The following is a 21177-nucleotide window of genomic DNA, read 5'->3' as shown; positions in this document are numbered from 1 at the left end:
TACCAATGGATTGATACTGGCGATCAAAGTGTAGAAGTGGAAGTTGCCGCACGCTTTTTAACCGGAGACGACCAATCTGCTTACGCACAAATCAATGATAAGCATATGATTGTATTTAACATCAAAGGGAAATTCTAAATGTGTTCAGCAAAATCAGTGGTGAAAAGTGGATGGCCGCGTAGCTTATTAGTGACCACGGCATTTTGTCTCTTTATCGCAGCAATGACGCTCTCGGTTTGGGGCGGTCCATTTTACATTCATGTGGCGGTTAGCTTCGGATTTGGCTATTCGGCTATCTTCTTCTCATGGTTGATTGACCGTTTGTTTCCAGCCATCCCACGTATGATAGAAGTGGTGTGTTCGCTTGTTGCCTGTTTATTGTTTGGGGTGATTAATGCGCAATTTTGGCTCGGAGAGTATTTTGGTATCTCCGATATGATCCCTGTTGGCTTAATGGGATTACTGTTTAGCGGTATGTGTTATTTCTATTTTTACTCGCGTGAGAAAGAGGCGGTTGCTCAACGAGAGTTGGAAGCCATCAAGCGCGAGAAAGCAGAGCAAGATCGTGCGCTGTTGCTAAGTCAGCTTAAGCAGATGCAAAGCCAGATTGAACCGCATTTCCTATTCAATACCTTGGCGAATATCAGTGCGCTCATGTCGCAAGATGTTGATAAAGCCAAGCTGATGCTAGAACAGTTAACCGCGCTGCTGCGTGCAACGCTCAAAAGCTCACGCGAAGAACACACCACCATAGACAATGAAACGGCGTTACTTGAGGCTTACTTAGGCATCCAACAAACTCGTTTGGGTGATCGACTCAGTTACAAGATTGAGGTGGAAGAAGGGCTAGGCAGAACCGAATTACCGCCGATGATGCTTCAACCCTTAATCGAAAACGCCATCATCCATGGTATTGAGCCGAAGCGAGAGGGTGGTGAAGTCAGCTTGCTCATCAAGCGCGAACAACAGAACTTGAGGATTGAAGTCAGAGACACGGGTGTTGGCTTGAATCACGTGAGTGGGCACATGGGGTCTGGCGTGGGTCTAAGTAATCTCAAGCAGCGAGTTGAAGCTTTGTTCGCAGGTCAAGGAGAGGTTTCTATCAGTGAGTCTGCTCAGGGTGGCGTTTGTGTTCGCTTGCGCTGGCCAATGGAATCGTAATCAAGGAAGAAAGGAATGAATACAGGGTTTACTGCCATTATTGCTGATGATGAACCGTTATTGAGGCGTCATCTTGATAAAAGCCTAGCTGAAGTGTGGCCAGAGCTAGAGGTGATAGCCAAAGTCGCCGATGGTGAACAAGCGTTGCAAGCCATTGAGCAAAGTCAACCTGATATTGCGTTTCTCGATATTCGTATGCCAGTTTTGGATGGCATGACATTAGCGCAAAAACTCAATCAATTCGCCAATCCACCTTTGATTGTGTTTGTCACCGCGTACGATGATTACGCCATCAAAGCTTTTGAGCAAAATGCCGCCGATTATTTGCTCAAGCCTATCTCGGATGAGCGCCTCCTTACGACGTGTGAAAGAGTGAAAATACGCCTTGCTAAGCGAGAGCAAGAAAGCAGTAATGTGCAGATGAGCAGCCTGTTAGAGCAACTGCAGCAATTATCTGCTCCACAAACGCCGCAATATCTTCAGTGGATCAAAGCGACGCAAGGGGAAGATATTCATCTGATCGGCACGTCTGATGTGCTGTATTTCAAAGCGGAAGAAAAATACGTTTCTGTGTATGCCCAACAAGGACAAGGCAAAGTGCAGGAGTATTTGATTCGCACCTCGTTGAAAGAGTTGATAGGGCAGCTTAACCCAGAACAGTTCTGGCAAGTACACCGTTCAAGCGTTGTGCAAGTGTGCAAAATTAGCAAAGTAAACAAAGACTTTGCTGGAAGAATGTTTGTTCACGTTGGAGAAAACAAGCTCCCTGTGAGCCGTGCATCTCAAAGTTTGTTCAAAGGGATGTAATCGCTAGAACTGCTCACTCTTTACACTGTAAACTCGCTGCTCTTAAGCCACATTATCAAGGAAGATAAATGAGTTATCGCGTAACCCTGTTAAATGCGACGGGAGAACTGTCTCCAATTTCTGAGTATTTGCATCAGAAACTTGATGATCTGAGCTCACAACTTTCTAGTTACTTTGATTTAAGCAACATTGACCTCACCATTAGCCCATTTGATCGCAATGACGTACCGCAGACGGGGATTGGTGGCTATTGCTTAAGCGCCTATCGTGTGGAGATTCTTCTTAATACCCAACGTGCAGATATTAAAAACGTTATTGAGAAAGAACTAGCTGCGGTGTTAGCGCATGAGTTGCATCACCTGTTCCGTATGCGAGCGGGAGAAAGTGGCGTTGCACTTGGTGATGTACTAATTATGGAAGGGTTAGCTTGTCACTTCGAACGTAAGGTGAATGGCGGCGTCACTCCGACCTTGTTTGAGCAAATCAAGATCAAGATTGGCGCCCTTTCTACGCTGAGATGAAAGGCAAGTTGACCAGCTTAGATTACAACTTCGACGCTTACTTTCTTGGCAGCGATGAAAGCCGCTGGCCGAAATACATGGGGTATTGGGTTGGGTACAACCTTGTTGCTGAATATCTGGCTGATTTTCAAGGCTCTGAACTGGATTTGGTTGGAGCCAAAGCTGAGCTTTTCTATCAATAACTTCGTTATAAGCCCAACTAATCGGCTGAGTCATAAAAACAAAAAGCGCCTAAGTCATCAGACGTTAGGCGCTTTCTTCGTTTTATAGCGACGATTTCTCTGCAGAGGCGAATGGGTTTATTCGCTGATCGTCACTTTCTCGATAATGATTGGATCGCATGGCACATCATCGTGACCAAGCTTAGAGGTCGTTTTTACTTTCGCGATGCGGTTTACGACATCCATACCCGCGGTCACTTTACCAAACACGGCGTAGCCCCAGCCTAGGTTGGTCGTTGCGGTGTGGTCTAGGAAATCATTGTCTTCCAAGTTAATGAAGAACTGTGCCGTTGCAGAGTGCGGTGCATCGGTACGCGCCATTGCGATAGTGCCAACAAGGTTCTTTAGACCACGGTTTGCTTCGTTCGCGATCGGTGCGCGCGTTGGCTTTTCTGCCATGTCTTCGGTGTGACCGCCTCCTTGGATCATAAAGCCGTCGATAACGCGGTGGAAAATGGTGCCGTCGTAAAAGCCATCTTCACAGTATTTTTTGAAGTTCTTTGAGCTAACTGGTGCTCGTTCTAGGTTCAGTTCAATCTCGATGTCACCGAAATTGGTGGTCATGGTAATCATCTGGTTTTGCCCTTGTGGGTGCTTAGTTGGCGGCATTATAGCTAAGTCGCTTGAGGATAGCAGAAATAAAAACAGCGACGTTAAGGCGTCGCTGTTTCTACTATTAAGTATGGTTAAGGAAGTTAAACCGTGAAGCGTCCCACCAAGTCGTACAGCTCGTTAGCTTTGTGGTTAAGGTTACCACTGCCTGCACGGTTTTGGTTGGCAAGGTGCGCCGATTGGCTGCTTTGTTGAGAGATGACTTCGATGCGTTGTGAAATCTCTTGCCCAACTTGGCTTTGTTCTTCGGTTGCCGTTGCGATCAAGGTGTTCATGTCCATGATGTTAGCAATTGCGGCTTGGATTTCTTGCAGTGCGGCAGAGGCTGCTCGTGCTTCCTCAACCGTTGCTTCACCACGCGCTTGGCTTGAGCCCATGGCTTTCACTGCCGCATCCGAGCCAGACTTCAATTGCTCAATCATTTGGTGAATTTCGCCTGTGCTGTCTTGAGTGCGACTCGCCAGTTTACGAACCTCATCGGCAACGACTGCGAAGCCGCGACCTTGTTCGCCTGCACGGGCTGCTTCAATGGCTGCGTTCAGTGCCAATAGGTTAGTTTGCTCGGCTATATCCTGAATCACTTCCAGAGAAGAAGAAATGTTTTTTACGTCGCTCTCTAAACGAGAAATCACCGTGCTGGCTTCCGACACCTCTAGCGCGAGTGCTTCGACAGAGTTCGCTGCTGAATCAACAATGTGTTTTGCTTGTTGTGAGTTTTCATCGGCGTCTCTGGCTGATTGCGCTGCTTGGTTAGCGTTGTTTGAAATCTCGTGCGCCGTTGCTGTCATCTCGGTCATTGCCGCTGCGACTTGTTCGGTTTCTTCACGTTGACCAGAAGCTAATTCATCCACTTGCGATGCACGCTGTGACATCTCGTTGGTCTCTGAAACCACTTCTTGTCCTACGTGGCTAACGCTCTTAATGATGCCTTGCAGGCTTTCAACGAAGATATTGAAGTTACGGCTAAGTTGGGTGAACTCCGGCACGCTCGATTCTTCCATGCGCGCGGTTAAATCTGCATCGCCTTGCGCGAAAGAGTGAATTGAAGCATCAAACTGCTCAATAGGCTTCATGATGCTGCGGTTAACAAACACGGCAAAGACTGCAACTATCGCTGTAATCGAGGCACAAAACAGGGCAATTGCCGTCAGTGTGGTGTTGAGATCTTCGTGTGCGGCTTTTTCCATGTCTGCCACAATGGCGTCGATATCGTCCGTGTAGAAACCCGTTCCCAACATCAAGTCCCATTCAGGAATAAAGACTGAGTAGCTCAGTTTCGGTAGTGCTTCACTCTGACCGAGTTTCGGGAAGTAATAAGTCGTGAACTCACCAGTTTTGGCATTTTTTAGCAAATCCTGAATCAGGTAATTGCCTTTCTTGTCCTGCAAGTTATAGAAGTTTTCCCCGATGCCTTTGGTGTTTTTACCCACCACGACGCGAACGCCTTTTGAATCATAACCAAAGATGTAGCCGGATTGACCAAACTCTAGTTGTTTCAAGATAGGCAGAGCCTCTTCCAGTGGGGCATTTTGTGCGAGTAGCGGCTCGACAGCGGAACGCGCCATTTGTACGTAACTTTTGAGTTCGGCTTTTTTCATCTCCATCATTCGACTTCGAGTTTGCTCAATCTCGTGCTCGTTGTAGGCCGTGGTTTGTACGTAGGTGAACCACATCATGCCTATTGCCATAGTTAGAATTGGAATTATTGAAAGGATATATAGTCGTTTTCTGATCGTCAGATTCATAGAGACGTCCTTCTCTCGGCGCAGCGTTACAAGTGACAAGCTGAATAAGCTTGCCTGATAAAAGTGTTAATACTTATTGTTGTAATGCTTAGAGATTAACCGAGTTACTCAATCAGAAGTACTGGAAATTTGTAAATCTAGACGAAGGTCGTAGCATTTTTAAGCGGGATCACAATTAACGTGAACACGACCCACTATTGCAACGAGAAGTCCCCGTTAACCAATATGAGACGCGATACCTATTCTTTGCGAATTTGAGGTAAAGCCAGTCAGCAACAGGTTTAACGAGGCGCCAACGCAGTGGAGCGTAGAGCCAACCGCGACCAACTAATTGCCACGCACGATGAGTCACGTCCAACCCAAGCAGAAGTTCCCCCTTTTCGTTGAGGGCGTGCAAAATGGTGTTGGCTTGTTCAGGATCTATCTGAGGATAATCTGAGAATGCATCACTATAGATATCGACGGTTTTGATGTGCTGCTTGGCATCGCGTTGTTTTAGCGCCTTCATCTCTTTGGCACAAAGCGGGCAGGTTCCGTCATAAAATATGATGAGTTTTGTCATTGCGGTTTTCTTGTTTGAGATTTTCTAATCGCTTTTACGTGGCGAATTTTCTTTTGGTTCATTGTTTTGCAAGTAATGCAGCCAATTGTCGCGAATGTTGCCGTAATTGAATTGGCAGAACTCTTTGCGATCACGCAGGTAGTCTTTTTCTACTTCATCGAGTAAGGCTTTGTATTGCTCAGGATCACTACCGTACACCAGACATAACGTTGAAAAGTAACGCTGCAAATCAAAGCTGTGTTCGTCAATGTACTCGCCAAAATCGTAGTAGTCCGGTCTGTCGTCGGATTCGAATGCGAACATGTCGGCGGCGCTAATGGCCATATCTGCGCCATCTTCTAGGAAGTCAATCATTAAAATAGTGGCAAAATTATCGACCGCATCTTCTTCTTTTCCGAGAACAGGGATGCTTTGATCTTCGATGTAAGCATGTCCAGCTTCATGAAGTAAAGTGTGCAATAACGTATCTAGCGCCCCTGTTTTTGGGGATTTTCCGAAGCGTTCTTCATACTGATTATTGGAGAAGTAATTGAGCGACTCCAAATAAAAAGTGTAAGGAACGTATATTGTGTGTGTATCAGGATCATACATTGGACCATCTTCTCCGCCGTAAACCAGCGTGAGAGCTTTATCAAATGGAAAGTAGGCCTGAGACAGCTCAACAAAGATGGTGTTTACATCGCTGCTTTGAATCGATTGTTGGGCGATTTTTTCATGAGTTGTCTCTATGGGAGAATATTGAATACGAATGTTTTCAGCTGCTGTAGCTGATGAGACGACGCTGAGTAATAGCGCAGGGCAAAGAGAATGAATGTTCATGTGGGACTCTTGTTATTGAATAACTTGTATAAAAAATTATACATGTTTTTGTCTGATGCATAGTTGGGGTTGTACTCATCAGCCAAAGTCGGGGCATCGGTCTCGAAAAGCAATCATGATAACATCGCATATTTCGGCTGCTTGGTTCTCTAGGGCGTTTATCAAGACCTCTTGGATAAGAACGGCGGTGAAGTTATTGGCTATGCATCGTTTTCTAAGAAGCTTACTGAGTAACTGTGCTTCGATCTTTATCTGTGAAAATGATAATAGGCAGTTAATCATTGCAAGGTTTAACCATGGGGTTGGTGAATGTCACTGAATTGAAGAAAATTATCAGCGATATGTTATAATCCTGCTCCGTTGTGACGAAAACGTTTGTTGCAGCCTGAGAGTTTCCTTGGATTCGGCTCGTTTATACACCATGAGCCAGAGTTGAAAAGCTACGACAGGAACAGGCAAACCCAATTGTTTTGAACGCGCTCTCGGCGTTTAGCGGTTACAACGGGAAGGAACTTTGTTTGATAGTAATTGACACATTCTGTTTAAGTAAGGGAGCCCGAAGTGGTTCAGAAAGTGTCACCCAGAATTTACTCACAACACAACACCCCAAGCGATAACGCACAGGTATTGCGAGGGGCCATTTGAAGGAGCTGTATCAGCTCCTTTCACATTTAAGGGCTTGCTAACAGCGTAAAAACTGACACATCGCTTAAGGAGCGCCCCTTAAACTAGCCTAAGGCGCATCTACACCAACTTTTTGAGTATTTTCGAAACAATAAAGCGAGAAAATTTGCTATTGAACGAAGGTTAAACTAACACTCATTCATTACGGAGAATGAAGAGAACAATAATAAGAGGCGATATGAATCATTTAATATCTGTAGGTGCACTGGAGTCCTTCTTGGTCGCAATCAGTGTGCTTTTCCTGGGGCATTTTATTAATGCTAAGCTACCGATTTTAAAGAAATTCAACATACCTGAGCCGATTGTAGGTGGTCTTATTGTAGCCTGCATGATTACTGCTCTTCATTTCAACGGCATCGACTTAGAATTCGACTTGCCATTACAAAATACGTTTATGTTAATGTTTTTTGCGACAGTTGGTTTGGCCGCAAATTACACTCAGTTGATGAAAGGAGGTGCGAAGGTTTTTATCTTCTTAGCTGTCGCATCGTTTTACATCATCATACAAAACGGCGTTGGCGTTTCACTTGCGGCGGCGCTCGGTTTAGATCCTTTGATGGGGTTAATTGCTGGCTCGATTACTCTGTCAGGTGGTCATGGTACAGGTGCTGCGTGGTCACAAACCTTTCAAGACGTGTATGGATTGGATAACGTCTTAGAAATTGCAATGGCATCAGCGACTTTTGGTTTGATCATCGGCGGTATCATTGGTAGCCCTGTAGCGCAGCGTCTGGTGGAAAAGAACAACATAGAGTCTGAGTATGGTCGTGGTGGTCGAGATGCCAAAACTCACGAGAAATTCCCGGAGTTGGTGACTTACAATGAATACGAAGAAGATAAAGTAACGGCGAAAAAAGTGGTGGAGAAACTCTTCTTCCTACTGATCTGTGTTACTGGGGCCAAGTATGTCGAGCAATGGGTAAGCACGTATGAAATCTCATGGCTGATGATTCCAGACTTCGTATATGCGCTATTCATTGGTGTGATCATTACGAATTTCTTGGAAGTGACCAAGATTCGTAAGTTAGATGCCGAAACGGTCGATATGTTAGGTACGGTATCGCTATCTCTGTTCTTAGCGATGGCTCTGATGAGCTTGAAGTTATGGAATATCTTCGATCTAGCGATTCCATTCTTGGTTATTTTAGCTGTGCAGTCTGTCGTCTTAGCAATCTTTACGTACTATGTTACGTTCAAAGTGATGGGAAGCAACTACGATGCTGCTGTTATTGCAGGGGGGCACTGCGGTTTTGGCTTGGGGGCAACCCCAACAGCCGTAATGAACATGGGTTCGATCGTTAACCGATTTGGCCCGTCGCCACAAGCATTTATGGTGGTGCCAATTGTGGGCGCTTTCTTTATCGACATCGTCAACTTAATTATCTTGCAAGGCTACATTTCATTCCTTGGTTAAAGTTAAGTGGATGAGCTCCTAGAGGCGAAATAAAACGGTCACAACACTGGTTGTGACCGTTTTTTTATGACTTGGTTTGGTCGTTTATTGAACGAAGCATTATTGGATAGTTCGGCTGAACTTGAGGCTAGCTGTCCAACCAAGAATACCAATGAAGGCGTAAATGCCAACGTTTAACCAACCCGCTTGAGGAATGGCATTGAATGGGTTTGGTGTAATAATGGCGTGCAGCGGAAGGTAAAGCACTTCGGAGAAAAACTGATCTAGCCCGTAGAAACCAAAAAGTGCGATAGGCATCCAACGCAGCGCATAAATGGCGATAAACAAAATGACCAGTGGTGAGTTCACTTTTTGTGAAATAGCCATCGCAGTTAATGCCAGCGGTAACAGCAGAATACCGGCGAACAACATTCTGATTAAAAACTCTCCCCAATGCAGCAGCACGTAACCTAACGAGGCTTGGCGGTACAATAAAGCCAATTGGTGATCAGTAGAGATGTTCAGCAACCACAACATTGAATTTGCAGCGAGTACGAGCACCGAGCAGACAAGCGGAATCACCAATAAGCCAAATCCTAGCTTCACTAAATGGGCTTTTATGTCACTGACAGGCATACTGCGCCAAAACATAATGCTGCCTTCCGCCCGTTCTTTGCGTAGCGTTCTTGGGAAGTACTGAACGGCTAACAAGATAGACAGCAGCCCTGCTCCTCCGGTAATCAACATATTGACATCATCACCAAGCTCTTTGTGAATGTCACTGACATCGCCACCAAAGCTCATTTGGAAAAACATATTGTGTTGTAGAGTGTCGTTACTCATTAAACTCACAAAGAGAATAACTCCACACGCCAACACAAACAGTGGAATACGTAAAACAAGAGGGTTTTCTAACCACTCTTTTTGCAACATCGCGACAACTGAACGCATTACGCTGCCTCCTTCTGCAATGCTAAAAATAAATCCGCTAATTTCACCCCATGGATGGAGCCCATTGTTTCTGCTTGTTGGGCATACTGGGCTTTGAGTAACCATTTCGTTGAACCGAGGCCTTTTTGTGACGAGAGTGGGTTCATCGCTTCAATTTGTGTGCGGTGCTCGTCGTTGGCTTCAAGAATGAAATAGTCTTCACTGATACTGTCCATCGAGGTTTGCAGAACGGGGCGACCATGCTTAAGAATCAGAACATCTGTCAGCAAGTGCTCAATCTCTGATACTTCATGACTGGCGATGATCAACACGCGCTCGCCGTCGTGAAACCATTCCAATAAGTGACGATAAAACGTCTCGCGATACACGAGATCTAACCCGAGTGTCGGTTCATCCAATATGAGGATTTGGGTGTTGGTCGCGATCACAATCGCGAGGTGTAATTGCACCTTCATCCCTTTGGATAAAGATTTGATACGCGCACGAGGTTTGATGTCCGTTTGACGAAGTAGCGTATCTGCTTGGGCGCGATTGAACCCTGGGTGCACGCCCTCGGTATAGTTAAGCAGTTGAGCAACGGTCATCCAATCTGGCAGAACGTTGACATCCGAGATGTAGGATAAGCTCTGCATTATCTTGTCGCGTTGCATAATGGGTTCAAATCCGTTGATACGAATAGTGCCCTGATATTCATGTGCACCGAGTAGGGCATTAATAAGCGTTGATTTACCTGCGCCATTATGGCCGAGTAAGCCAAGTACTTGTCCTGCATGTAGGTCGAAACTCACTTCATGCAGTGCTTCTCCTTGTTGCTGATATTGCTTGGAGACGTTGTTTACACTGACTAATGCGCTCATTGGTCACCTTTCAAGTGTGGTTTTAGTTGTTGAATGAATTCGTCGAGTGACATATCCAGACGCTGTATTGTGTCGGCTATCTGCGGAATTTGTTGCTGAAGAAAACGTGCCTTCTCGTCTGCGAGTAATTTGAGCTTTGCTCCTGAAGCGACAAACATACCTTGACCGCGTTTTTTCTCCACTAGCCCGTCATCAACAAGCAATTGATAGCCTTTCATAACGGTGAGGTGGTTAATTTTCATATCTGCAGAGATGCTACGGACGGAGGGCAGAGCATCGCCTTCTTGCCAGACACCTTGCAGTATTTGCTGCGTGATCTGGTCTGCCAACTGTCGAAATATCGGTTGGCGATCATGCCAATTAGTCATGAGTGAATCTCTTGGTTGAGATGGTGTTATATATATGTATAACACCTAGTGCATTAGAGAGAAAGTAATAATTTAAAACCTAGTGTATCCGCCTGTCTCATTCGCTCTAAATATCCACCTATGTGGTCGTTGTTTTGAGGTTTTGTTTTATATGGAAATTAATTGCTTCTCATAAGTTGAGAAGTGTTGTTTTTCTCTTCCCATCAATACACTTATCGCCTGTTTTAAATGAATATTCTCACTGAATGATAATTAGCATAATTTTAGGTCTGCCTATTTCTTACTTGATGAGAATTGATGGTCAAAGAGGCCTAGAAAACAAAAGTTTCGAGAGGCAATCTGACTGGCTTAGGCACCTATCTCACGTTGAGCTCGTGCTCAATGAATGAGAAAGAGTAGAGTAAAGAGGTCTCATGAATCAGGTAATATCTATCGGCCCACAGGAGTCGTTCCTCGTCGCAATTTGCGTGTTGTTTTTAGGGCAGTTCATCAATACCAAGTTACCAACCTTAAAAAAATTTAATATTCCAGAGCCAATTGTTGGTGGTCTAGTGGTCGCTTGCGTAATCACGACGATGCACTTAAATGGTGTGGATGTATCCTTTGATTTACCACTGCAAAACGTCTTTATGCTGATGTTTTTTGCAACCGTTGGCTTAGCGGCAAATTACACCCAACTGATTAAAGGCGGTGCGAAGGTTTTCATCTTCCTAGTTGTGGCATCGGTCTACATTCTTATCCAAAATGCGGTCGGCGTGTCCTTAGCAACAGCGTTGGGGTTAGATCCACTCATGGGGTTGATCGCCGGATCCATTACGCTTTCTGGCGGACATGGAACTGGAGCTGCGTGGTCGCAAACTTTTCAAGAAATGTATGGTTTGCATAATGTTCTAGAGGTGGCAATGGCTTCTGCTACATTTGGCTTGGTGATGGGCGGGATTATTGGCAGCCCTGTTGCACAAAAGCTACTAAACAAACACAACTTGGAATCGGAATACGGACGCACCAATCAAAGTCATCAGAGTTTCCCTGAACTGGTGACGTACAACGAACATGAGGAAGATCGTGTCACAGCGAAAAGAGTCGTTGAAAGCTTGTCTATCATTCTACTTTGCGTGACAGGCGCGAAGTATCTGGAGAGTTGGGTAAGCAGTTTTGACATCAAGTGGTTAATGATTCCCGATTTTGTTTATGCACTGTTTATTGGTGTTGTTATCACTAACATCATGGAAGTGACGAAGGCGCGCAAGGTTGATTTAGAAACCGTTGATATTCTTGGCACGGTTGCACTATCTCTATTTCTTGCCATGGCCTTGATGAGTTTGAAATTGTGGAATATTTTCGATCTTGCGATCCCATTCCTTATTATTCTTGCTATTCAGTCGGCAGTGTTGGCGATGTTCACTTACTACGTAACATTCCGCATGATGGGAGGCAACTACGATGCGGCGGTGATCGCTAGCGGACACTGCGGTTTTGGGTTAGGTGCTACACCGACTGCAGTCATGAATATGGGCTCCATCGTGAGTCGATATGGTCCATCACCACAAGCATTTATGGTGGTTCCAATTGTCGGTGCATTCTTCATCGACATTGTGAATTTAGTGATTTTGCAAGGATGCATCGCTTTTATTAAATAACATTCGCTTTTTTACCGAAATAACAAAGCCAGCACCTATACGCTGGCTTTGCTATTTGTAACACGAAATCTTGTTTGCCTGACTTCAAGCCGTGAAATCAATGCGTTACTATGACGACATAGTGTTCAATTTTGCAGCAGCATGAGGTACCCACATGTCTGAAAAAATATCGACGTCGGCATTAGCGAAAATGCGCAAGGTAGAAGCTAAGCTGCTGTTTGCCGATCTCAAACGTGCAGGCTACATCGTTCGCCAAGATGAAAAGTGGATTTTGACCGAAGAAGGGGCAAAGTTTGGCGGTGAGTATGTGGATCACCCTAAATTTGGCCAGTTCATCGTCTGGCCGACCAACTTACATATTGAGCTGACTCCCAGCTCAGGGAAAACATTGAGCGCGACACAACTGGGTGAAAAGCTGAAATTGAATGCGAAGCGCATGAACCAGCTTTTGAGTGAACTGGGTTGGTTGACCAAATCCGAAGAGGGATGGAGTGTCACAGAAGCTGGTGTGCGCGCTGGTGGGCAGCAAAGAACCGATAAAGAAACACAAAATACCTTTGTCGTATGGCACGATGTGGTGCTGCGTAACAAGCGTCTTAAGCAGTCTGTCATTGAGTTTTTAGGGCAAGACGCGGAGTCACATTCTACGGATAAATCGTACTCAAGCTTTCGCCAAAAATTTGAAGCCAAGCACCGAACATTAGATGGGCATTACGTACGCTCTAAGGGTGAGTTGCTCATTGACAACTGGCTGTACTTGGCTGGTGTAGTGCACGCTTATGAGCGTCAGCTGCCGATTGACCAAGATGTCACTAGCGATTTTTACTTACCAGGCGGTAAAGTCTATTTGCAATTTTGGGGAAGTGACGATGGGGAGATGGCTCAGGCCGACCGTGAGACCATTCGTACTGTTTATAAGCAGCATCATTTCAACCTTATCGAAGTCGAACCGAGTGAACTAGACAAGTTGGATGAAGTGCTTCCTAAGCGTCTTCGTCAGTTTGGTATTAAAGCTTATTGACGACTTAAGCCCGCTGTTCAGATAAGAAAAAACCCGTGTTCAACACGGGTTTTGTATTTTTAGTGTATTTCTAGGCTGCAATCCTATGGGTTAAAAGCCTTTGATGTTTTCTGCTTCTAGCTCAGAGAAGTACTTCACTGTCTTCACTTTCAGTTCTTGTTGAGCTGGTTCGTCGCATACGATCACCGCTTTAGGGTGAAGCTGAAGAGCAGAAACTGTCCATAGATGGTTTACACAACCTTCCACGGCTGCTTCAAGTGCCTGAGCTTTGTTATGACCAGTGACCAAGATCATCACTTCTTCTGAGTCTAGAAGCGTACCAACACCGATAGTCAGCGCGTATTTAGGCACTTGGTTGATATCGCCGTCAAAGAAGCGAGAGTTCGCAATGCGAGTGTCTTCAGTGAGGGTCTTGATGCGAGTACGAGAAGAAAGAGATGACGCTGGCTCGTTGAACGCGATGTGACCGTCGTTACCCACGCCGCCCATGAACAGGTTGATCTTGCCGTAAGACTTAATTTTGTCTTCGTAACGCTTACATTCTGCGTCGTGATCGTCTGTGTTACCGTTCAGTAGGTTGATATTTTCTTCTTGAATATCAATGTGATTAAAGAAGTTGTTGTACATGAACGAGCGGTAAGATTCTGGGTGATCCGCAGGGATGCCAATGTACTCATCCATGTTAAAAGTCACGACGTTTTTGAAGCTGACTTCGCCGGCTTGGTAAAGCTCGATTAGGGCTTTGTAGGTTGCTAGAGGAGTGCCACCAGTTGGTAGACCCAGAACGAATGGACGCTCAGCAGTAGGTTTAAAGTCGTTGATACGCTTAGCGATATGCGCAGCTGCCCACTTACCTACTTGTGCTGCTCGAGTTAACGGGATAAGTCTCATTTTGTGCCCCTAGTTATTGGAATTAACGATGTACTGAAACATTAATTCGCATTATAAAATAAGTAATGGCGAACTGCTATTGTTTTAGGTCAAAATTTTGCTTTTTCTTTAACCAATGTTGGTTTTGTCGACGATTTTTATATCTAAATGCTTTTATAAGACGATTTTTTACAAAGAAATTGCATTATGAAACTGACGAATCAATAGATAAAATTTATGATCTAAATTAAGTTCTGCCTTCGCACTTAACCTTGTTTTTTAACAACCTACAGAGTGCGAAATCGCACACGAACTTCAAATATTATGGGTTAGATATGGCATGGCGCTCATTCTTTAACCATAATTGAAATGTGTAAACCAGTGAGGAATTCGGTATGAAAAATGAGTTAGATCCGAGCAAAGTACTACAGGCTTACGAATGTGTGATGAACAACGGTACGCCAACCGAATTTGGTAAAATGTATGAAGGTGTAGAAGCGTTTTCTGACTACGATGGGTACAACGTTTTCTTGAGAGGAAATGGTGTTGAGCTAAAAATTGGCTTCCACAACACCTATCACTTGGAATATGACCAAGAGCATTTGAAAGAGAGCTTTCTGAAAAAGATTGCGACGCTCGCCAAGTAAACGGTCATCACCCAAATATTAAAAAAGCCCTTGGGAGAATGCCCCCTTGGGCTTTAGGAGAAGAAATGAGCTTGTCTTGCTCGCTCAGTAAAGTCAAACGAGCTTTCGCCTACTGCTAGAAAAAGGCGAGAACTAGGTTATTGGTTATTAATCGTCTTCAACCAAACTCTCTTCAATGTATTCTTCTGTGGCGTCAGGCTTGTTACGACCATTTAGCGTATGGAAGCGCTTGCGACCACGAGCAAGTTGGGTGTACTTTAGCCACGTACGCTCAAGTTTTGTTTTTGCTTTGCCCGGGTTTTCTAACACCTTGATGAAGTGTTTCTCTTCGCTGTTTTCAGGTGTTAATTCGCCTGACTCTAAGCCAAGCATTGTATCCCCATAAATTGTTAGGATTTCCTCTTCTGAAAGAGTAAAATCGCCAGACTTTGCAAAGCCGCGTGGGAATTTTACGTTATCGTAAAAACGTTTTTTGCCATGACGGAATTCAGTGTCAGACATGTCAACAGCCTCTGTAACCGTTATTGATGAATGTAGTGAACTTACGGCGAAAATTAGGCTTAAATCTAACAAAAGAAAAACAAAACTTTTTTGTCGTCATGATTTTAATTAGTTGTTAATCTGGTTTTATATTAACCAGGAGATGGTTTATGGATGTAAAAGTCTTTCGAACATTTTTAGAGCTGGCAAGAGTTCGTCACTTCGGACGTGCTGCTGAGAACCTTTATATTACCCAAGCCGCTGTGAGCGCACGTATCAAACAATTGGAAAGTTACTTCGATACGCAATTGTTTATTCGTGATCGAAATAACATAAAGTTGACCTCTGCAGGTGAGCGCTTAATCAGCTATGCCGAGGTAATGGTCACTACATTGCAACAAGCGAAGCTAGAATTATCGCTTGAAGATGGCAAAGCGCTGCAACTAACGTTAGGTGGCACGCCAAACATTTGGGACGCTTATTTACAGAATTGTTTAAGTGTCGTCACAGATTCGTTTGGTGGTTATGGCTTCATGGCAGAAGTGATGGGACGTGAGATGCTCAGTCGTAGCTTGCTAGAGCGCACGTTAGATATGGCATTTGCGTTCGATCAGATCAAAGCTGATGAGCTTAACTGTAAAAAAGTGGCGGATGTTGTTCTCGTTCTGGTATCAACTGAGAAAGATTCTTTAGACACCGTTTTCGAAAACAAATATGTGTACGTTGACTGGGGGACGCGTTTCTCCTCAGAGCATTCTGAGCGTCACCCTAAGATTCCGGCTCCATATTTACGCACTTCAACAGCGCGTATCGCATTGGACTTTATTTTAGAGAAGGGTGGAGCCGCGTACTTACCAATCTCTCTCGTGGAGCCATTTATCGCTAATGGGCAGCTTCACAAGGTGTCTGGAGTAGAAGATTGGTGTCGCCCTATCTATTTGAGCTATCGTAAAGCTAGCTCGTCTGTAGACGCGATTAAGCAAGTGGAAGAAATTGTCAAAGAGATCGATCCACTGACCGCTTACAGTTTTCAGCAAATTGGTTCTGGCACTTCCGACGAATAGCGTTGAATGAAAAGTCAGAAAAACGAAAAAGCCGCCTTGAGAAATCAAGGCGGCTTTGTTTTTATCTCGATGAATCGATAGTTATGGTAAGTCAAACAACAGGGCTGTTGTGCTTTCGTTTGATGTATTGCGCAAAACAACCTTACTCTGGTGTTCAACCTTCGCGCCGTCGCCAGCCGTCAAAGTGGTATTGTCGACACTAAGGCTCCCAGTCACTTGATGGATGAATAGATTTCGGCCCGACTCAATCTCAAAGTTTAGTTCGCTACTTGGCTCAAGAATTAACTGATGCAAAGTCGCATCTTGCTTAATAAGTAGCGTGCCGTTTTCTCCAGTTGGAGTTGCGATAGTCGTTAACCCAGGATTGCGACCAAAATCTTTTTGCTGATAACCTGGTTTGGTTCCAAATGTGTTCGGTTGAATCCAAATCTGTAGAAACCGCAGCGTATCTTGGTTCGATGCATTGTACTCACTGTGGTAAATCCCTTTCCCTGCCGACATGAGTTGGAATTCACCTGCAGGTAGTGTTTTGACGTTACCTTCACTGTCTTTGTGTGCGATAACACCTTCCAACACATAGCTGATGATCTCCATATCACGGTGGCCATGTGTATCAAAACCCGCGCCAGGCTTGACTACATCGTCATTAATGACTCTCAGCTCAGAAAAGCCCATATGTTGAGGATCGTAGTAGCTACCAAAAGAAAACGTATGTTTGCTATCAAGCCAGCCAAAGTTTGCTCGACCTCGGTCTGCTGCATGTCTTACCGTAATCATAAGGCCTCCTTAAGAGAGCTTTTTGTTTAATAAGTTATCTAACGCTGCTTTACCTGCGCCAGAGAACGCCAGAGAAACGCTCGCTGCCAGTAATGCCAAGCCAAACTCGTAACCGTTGTTTGCCATGAACAGGCCATTCTCAAAGTGGACAGAGAATATCGCTACCACCATCGTGAACGCCAAAGCAACCGCTGCTGGTCGAGTTAGCAGACCAAGTAAAATGAACAAGCCGCCAAAGAACTCTGCGCTGCCCGCAAGTAACGCCATGAGCAAGCCAGGACCTAAACCGATAGATGCCATCCACTGACCTGTGCCTTCTAGCCCGTAGCCACCAAACCAGCCAAATAGTTTTTGTGCGCCGTGCGCCATAAAGATAATGCCGATTGGAACGCGAAGTGATAGTGCGCTGTAACCTGCGTTTGATGTGGTAATTTTCTGTAATAGTGCTTTCATGATTCTGTCCTCTGACTCTTTTCAATGAGTGGGAAGCGTGTGCTCCCGTGCTGTTGAGAACAGTTTAGGTAGAGGCGAACATAAAAATAACGGGAGGATTTTGATAAACTCATTCTAAAAAATTGAATAAGTGGTTTTTATTATTTTAAATCAATATCTTGTAAAGTTTTTTTTGGGTTTATATTTGCCTATTATGTTCTGTTTAAAATCAAGGTCTGTCATTATTTTCGATAAACATTTTTGCTGTTAAACAAAAAAAGAGCACATGTACTGTGCTCTATTGCTTTCGCTTTTAACAAGGGAGAAAGGTGTGTTAAAGAAAACCGTCAGAGGTTCATTAAGCGCTCTAATGACTCCTCTACATTGTTGTAGTGATAAGTTCGAATATTACGTCCATCCGTCGCATTAATCTGAATTTCTGAGATCTCGTTATCTGAGTCTCGTTCGATAATTCCAATAGAATGATCTACGGATTTACTGGTAATAACCTTTTGGTTTCTTAATACAATTACGCAAGTATGTAAGTCCATGCCAATTCCCTTTAGCCGACGTTGTTGTGATGTTCTGGATCTAACTTTAGTGTACAAAAGCGCTAATGCCAATAAATCTCAATATTGAGTTCCGAAAATGGCTAATTGTGGGCGCTTAAGCAAGCTACAATAACACTATATTGAACGATGCCTATGAACAATAAATGACAAAAGGCATGAGCAAGGAAAGCACTATGTTTATTCACCCTCATACCTCACTGACCTTCGAGCAGTGTCACAAGGCGCGAGTCGCGCGAGACAGCCGTTTTGATGGGCGATTTTATGTGGCGGTAAAAACAACGGGAATCTTTTGTCGTCCGATTTGCCCGGCAAATTTGCCTAAAGAAGAAAATGTTGAGTATTTCGCTGATAAGACGCAAGCCCTTCAAGCAGGGTACCGTCCGTGTTTACGTTGTCGACCTGACAGCGCGCCTGGATCTTGGGCATGGAAAGGTGTCGAGACGACCTTTCAACGAGCGATTTCGTTAATTGATAGAGGGGAGTTGCATCACCATTCGGTGTCTGAGTTGGCTGAGCGTGTTGGGATTTCTGACCGTTACTTACGTATGTTGTTTGAGCAGTATCTAAGTATGTCACCCAAGCAGTATGCGCAATATCAGCAACTAATGTTCGCCAAACAGTTGCTTCACTCCAGCTCTATGTCGGTCACCGACGTGGGGTTTGCGTCAGGTTTTAACAGTACGCGCCGCTTTAACGATGCTTTTCAAAAGTTTCTCAAACTAACGCCTTCTCAAGTACGCCGTAAAGAGTTTGATGGTGCGGGTTGCAATCGAATTGCCTTACCTTATCGAGGTGAGTTGAATTGGTCGCACATGTTGGACTTCTATCGTTTGCGAGCGGTTGAGGGGGTTGAGCTAGTGAGTGATGAGAGTTATCAGCGCAACGTTTTTTTGGATAACAGCAAAGCCTGGTTTAAAGCGACAAAAGGTGAAGGATACTTAGAACTGGCGTTTGAAATTGAAGACGTAACGAAGCTGCAAAACTTGGTGTCTGACATTCGTCGTATGTTCGATCTTGACGCTGATATTTGTACTGTTGAGCAGCATTTGGAGTATGTTGCGCCTGGGCTCGTGTCGAGTAAAGGTATTCGTATTCCTGGTGTATGGAATGCATGGGAAGCAGGGGTTAGAGCGATTTTAGGCCAGCAAGTGTCGGTTAAAGCTGCGATTGGTCAACTTAACTTATTGGTGGCCACACTTAGCGGAGAGTCAGAAAAACGTTTTTTCCCGACTCCCAGTGATATTGCGAACTCCGACGTGAGCTTTTTGCGCATGCCGCAAAGCCGTAAAGAGACGCTAGTGCGCTTCGCCCAGTTTATGCAGGACAACTCAGAAGCTGACCCCCAGCAGTGGCTAACTTTGAAAGGCATTGGACCTTGGACCGTCAGTTATGCTCAACTGCGAGGGCAATCTCAACCCGATTGCTTTCTAGATAAAGACTTAGTGGTGAAAAAGGCGATGCAGCGTTACCCATCACTGAATACGCACACTGCGGCCCCTTGGGGAAGCTACGCGACGTTTCACTTATGGAATCAATCATGAAAACATTTTATACCGAAATGCCGAGTCCACTAGGAACGGTGACTATCCAATCGAACGCTGAGGGCTTACTTGGCATTTGGTTTGAAACATGCACCACTAAGCCGAGTGAGCTGGGGGTGCGAGACGAGCAGCATCCGGTCTTGCGCCAAGCTGTCACCCAACTGGATGAATACTTTGCTGGTCTGCGCAACGAATTCGACTTGCCCCTTGCAGCGACAGGCACTGATTTTCAAAATCAAGTTTGGCAGGCACTAACGACCATTCCATATGGGGAAACGTGGAGCTATCAAGATCTCGCGAATGCGATAGGTAACCCTAAAGCTGTGCGTGCTGTTGGGTTAGCAAATGGGAAGAATCCGATTTCTATCGTGGTGCCTTGTCATCGCGTTATTGGCAAAAGCGGAAAACTGACTGGGTATGCAGGTGGAGTGGAGCGCAAGCAACGTTTGCTCGCGTTGGAGCAAGGTACACCGCTTTAAGTGAGGCGATTCTCATATTGGGATTAAGCGTGCTACACAGGGGTAACGATAGTGTAGAGTTTCATATTCGTTATACGAATAGAAAAAGGACAATAAGGACATGCCTTTCAAAACGGATTTTGATGCCTTCATGAGTGAGTGTTGGCAGCATCACGAGGAAAATCCCGAACAAATTTATGCTCAGCTAGAAACGGCTCTGAGCGAGGTGGAAGACGTTACCCAAATCGAGCGAATATTCGCATTGATGCTGCATACCGCTATTGGGCATCTCCAGAGCCCAGAACAGTTTCTTACTTGTTTAGATCACTTTGATGAACGCAAGGTTGCCGAGAGTTTGGCATTTCAACGCAGTATTGCCGTTGCGCGCTACTTCGTAGATGGCACTGACAATATGGAATTATTGGAAGAGCAAGAACAACGCCGAGTTTACGCTTTGATTTCGAATGAACTTTCTGCACTTGTTCAGCTTGAACTGGCGAGTCAATGGTTGGTGAAGGCAACGTTAGGAATGACGCCGAACGATGCAGAAGGGCCATTAGCGCGCGCTATCGCGATCACTGCGAACAACTTAGCATGTCAGTACGAAGCGCTGGCTGAGCGCACGTGCATGGAAAAATCGAAGATGTTAGAAGCAGCGACACTCGCGCTAGACTATTGGAAAGTGGCAGGGGGGTGGATGCAAGAAGAGCGCGCAGAGTATCGCTTAGCGATGAGCTTGCTTAAAGCGGATAAACCGCAAGAAGCCAAAGTGCATGCTGAGCGCTGTGAGGCTATTTGTCAGCAAAATGGTAGCGACGCGTTTGAGCTGTTCCACGCACATGACTTGTTGATGCAAGTACACTTCCATCTTAGCCAGAAATATAAAGCTAAATTGGATGAAGAGATGCAGCTGCACTGCAAAACGAGCTCGTTGACGTGATCTTAGCGTTGAATGAAAAAAGCCCCGAGCGACT

At 45.0% G+C, this 21177-nt stretch carries 22 protein-coding genes and 1 pseudogene; 11 read left to right on the top strand and 12 right to left on the bottom strand.

Annotation, left to right across the window (positions count from 1 at the left end):
• The first annotated feature begins 138 nt into the window (after window positions 1-138).
• The 3 genes and pseudogenes from R7P35_RS22155 (at window position 139) to R7P35_RS22145 (ending at window position 2671) form a co-directional block, all read left to right on the top strand.
• Window positions 139-1161, top strand: coding sequence for a sensor histidine kinase (locus R7P35_RS22155; RefSeq protein ID WP_205461211.1), 1023 nt, complete (start codon window positions 139-141; stop codon window positions 1159-1161).
• Between the two features lie 15 nt (window positions 1162-1176).
• Window positions 1177-1968 carry a LytR/AlgR family response regulator transcription factor gene (locus tag R7P35_RS22150; protein WP_205461210.1) on the top strand — a complete coding sequence of 264 codons (792 nt, stop codon included), beginning with the start codon at window positions 1177-1179 and terminating at the stop codon, window positions 1966-1968.
• 68 nt (window positions 1969-2036) lie between these two features.
• Window positions 2037-2671 (top strand): annotated as a pseudogene (locus tag R7P35_RS22145) (DUF2268 domain-containing putative Zn-dependent protease).
• Between the two features lie 117 nt (window positions 2672-2788).
• Here R7P35_RS22145 and R7P35_RS22140 read toward each other — a convergent pair.
• The 4 genes from R7P35_RS22140 to R7P35_RS22125 form a co-directional block, all read right to left on the bottom strand.
• Window positions 2789-3283, bottom strand: coding sequence for a peptidylprolyl isomerase (locus R7P35_RS22140; protein WP_025768725.1), 495 nt, complete (start codon window positions 3281-3283; stop codon window positions 2789-2791).
• A gap of 122 nt (window positions 3284-3405) precedes the next feature.
• Entirely contained in the window at window positions 3406-5067 is a 1662-nt protein-coding gene (locus tag R7P35_RS22135; protein WP_025768726.1) for a methyl-accepting chemotaxis protein, read from the bottom strand.
• A gap of 175 nt (window positions 5068-5242) precedes the next feature.
• The gene (locus R7P35_RS22130) at window positions 5243-5629 is read right to left on the bottom strand and encodes a thiol-disulfide oxidoreductase DCC family protein (RefSeq protein ID WP_025768727.1); all 387 of its coding nucleotides are present in this window, start codon (window positions 5627-5629) and stop codon (window positions 5243-5245) included.
• A 24-nt stretch (window positions 5630-5653) separates the two neighbouring features.
• Entirely contained in the window at window positions 5654-6448 is a 795-nt protein-coding gene (locus R7P35_RS22125; protein ID WP_025768728.1) for a DUF4344 domain-containing metallopeptidase, read from the bottom strand.
• 862 nt (window positions 6449-7310) lie between these two features.
• Here R7P35_RS22125 and gltS (R7P35_RS22120) point away from each other — a divergent pair.
• Window positions 7311-8546, top strand: a complete 1236-nt coding sequence (gene gltS / locus R7P35_RS22120) for a sodium/glutamate symporter (protein WP_025768730.1) — start codon at window positions 7311-7313, stop codon at window positions 8544-8546.
• 99 nt (window positions 8547-8645) lie between these two features.
• Here the strand turns inward: gltS (R7P35_RS22120) and R7P35_RS22115 are convergent, their stop codons facing one another.
• From R7P35_RS22115 to R7P35_RS22105, 3 genes are read right to left on the bottom strand one after another with little or no spacing between them, the layout of a single operon-like run.
• Entirely contained in the window at window positions 8646-9476 is an 831-nt protein-coding gene (locus R7P35_RS22115) for a membrane protein (RefSeq protein WP_025768731.1), read from the bottom strand.
• Complete coding sequence (locus R7P35_RS22110) at window positions 9476-10333, bottom strand: ABC transporter ATP-binding protein (RefSeq protein WP_005383221.1); 858 nt, start codon at window positions 10331-10333, stop codon at window positions 9476-9478. The genes R7P35_RS22115 and R7P35_RS22110 overlap by 1 nt, the downstream gene beginning before the upstream one ends.
• Window positions 10330-10701 (bottom strand): GntR family transcriptional regulator, encoded by a 372-nt coding sequence (locus R7P35_RS22105; RefSeq protein ID WP_005374444.1) that lies wholly within the window; start codon window positions 10699-10701, stop codon window positions 10330-10332. The genes R7P35_RS22110 and R7P35_RS22105 overlap by 4 nt, the downstream gene beginning before the upstream one ends.
• 413 nt (window positions 10702-11114) lie before the next feature.
• Between R7P35_RS22105 and gltS (R7P35_RS22100) the strand changes: the two genes are divergently transcribed.
• Both gltS (R7P35_RS22100) and R7P35_RS22095 read left to right on the top strand, forming a co-directional pair.
• Window positions 11115-12341, top strand: a complete 1227-nt coding sequence (gene gltS / locus R7P35_RS22100) for a sodium/glutamate symporter (RefSeq protein ID WP_025768732.1) — start codon at window positions 11115-11117, stop codon at window positions 12339-12341.
• A 154-nt stretch (window positions 12342-12495) separates the two neighbouring features.
• Complete coding sequence (locus R7P35_RS22095) at window positions 12496-13362, top strand: hypothetical protein (protein ID WP_025768733.1); 867 nt, start codon at window positions 12496-12498, stop codon at window positions 13360-13362.
• A 90-nt stretch (window positions 13363-13452) separates the two neighbouring features.
• Here R7P35_RS22095 and nagB read toward each other — a convergent pair whose 3' ends face one another.
• Window positions 13453-14253 carry a glucosamine-6-phosphate deaminase gene (gene nagB / locus R7P35_RS22090; protein WP_005374441.1) on the bottom strand — a complete coding sequence of 267 codons (801 nt, stop codon included), beginning with the start codon at window positions 14251-14253 and terminating at the stop codon, window positions 13453-13455.
• Between the two features lie 374 nt (window positions 14254-14627).
• On the opposite strand from nagB, the gene R7P35_RS22085 reads away from it, so the two are divergent.
• Window positions 14628-14879 (top strand): DUF3081 domain-containing protein, encoded by a 252-nt coding sequence (locus R7P35_RS22085; protein WP_005374440.1) that lies wholly within the window; start codon window positions 14628-14630, stop codon window positions 14877-14879.
• 147 nt (window positions 14880-15026) lie between these two features.
• On the opposite strand, the gene R7P35_RS22080 is transcribed toward R7P35_RS22085, so the two are convergent.
• Window positions 15027-15380: a DUF413 domain-containing protein gene (locus R7P35_RS22080; RefSeq protein ID WP_005374439.1), complete on the bottom strand. Its 354-nt coding sequence runs from the start codon at window positions 15378-15380 to the stop codon at window positions 15027-15029.
• Between the two features lie 149 nt (window positions 15381-15529).
• Between R7P35_RS22080 and R7P35_RS22075 the strand changes: the two genes are divergently transcribed.
• Window positions 15530-16423 (top strand): LysR family transcriptional regulator, encoded by an 894-nt coding sequence (locus R7P35_RS22075; RefSeq protein WP_005374436.1) that lies wholly within the window; start codon window positions 15530-15532, stop codon window positions 16421-16423.
• Window positions 16424-16504: 81 nt separating this feature from the next.
• On the opposite strand, the gene R7P35_RS22070 is transcribed toward R7P35_RS22075, so the two are convergent.
• From R7P35_RS22070 to R7P35_RS22060, 3 genes are all read right to left on the bottom strand, one after another.
• On the bottom strand, window positions 16505-17200 hold the full coding sequence (locus R7P35_RS22070; RefSeq protein ID WP_017821043.1) for a pirin family protein: 696 nt from the start codon (window positions 17198-17200) through the stop codon (window positions 16505-16507).
• Between the two features lie 9 nt (window positions 17201-17209).
• Window positions 17210-17653 (bottom strand): DoxX family protein, encoded by a 444-nt coding sequence (locus tag R7P35_RS22065; protein WP_213904674.1) that lies wholly within the window; start codon window positions 17651-17653, stop codon window positions 17210-17212.
• Between the two features lie 326 nt (window positions 17654-17979).
• A complete protein-coding gene (locus R7P35_RS22060) occupies window positions 17980-18183 on the bottom strand; it encodes a hypothetical protein (protein WP_318092586.1) in 204 nt (67 codons plus the stop codon).
• Between the two features lie 194 nt (window positions 18184-18377).
• Here R7P35_RS22060 and R7P35_RS22055 point away from each other — a divergent pair, with 194 nt between their 5' ends.
• The 3 genes from R7P35_RS22055 (at window position 18378) to R7P35_RS22045 (ending at window position 21143) form a co-directional block, all read left to right on the top strand.
• Window positions 18378-19745 (top strand): AlkA N-terminal domain-containing protein, encoded by a 1368-nt coding sequence (locus tag R7P35_RS22055; protein WP_213904675.1) that lies wholly within the window; start codon window positions 18378-18380, stop codon window positions 19743-19745.
• On the top strand, window positions 19742-20224 hold the full coding sequence (locus R7P35_RS22050) for a methylated-DNA--[protein]-cysteine S-methyltransferase (RefSeq protein ID WP_005374431.1): 483 nt from the start codon (window positions 19742-19744) through the stop codon (window positions 20222-20224). The genes R7P35_RS22055 and R7P35_RS22050 overlap by 4 nt, the downstream gene beginning before the upstream one ends.
• A gap of 100 nt (window positions 20225-20324) precedes the next feature.
• Window positions 20325-21143, top strand: coding sequence for a hypothetical protein (locus tag R7P35_RS22045; protein ID WP_318092584.1), 819 nt, complete (start codon window positions 20325-20327; stop codon window positions 21141-21143).
• Window positions 21144-21177: the final 34 nt, after the last annotated feature.

Source organism: Vibrio sp. Vb0304 (assembly GCF_033338995.1).
Lineage (GTDB): Bacteria > Pseudomonadota > Gammaproteobacteria > Enterobacterales > Vibrionaceae > Vibrio > Vibrio alginolyticus.
Note: the sequence above shows the minus strand (reverse complement) of the source record. Positions and strands in the feature narration are given on the sequence as shown.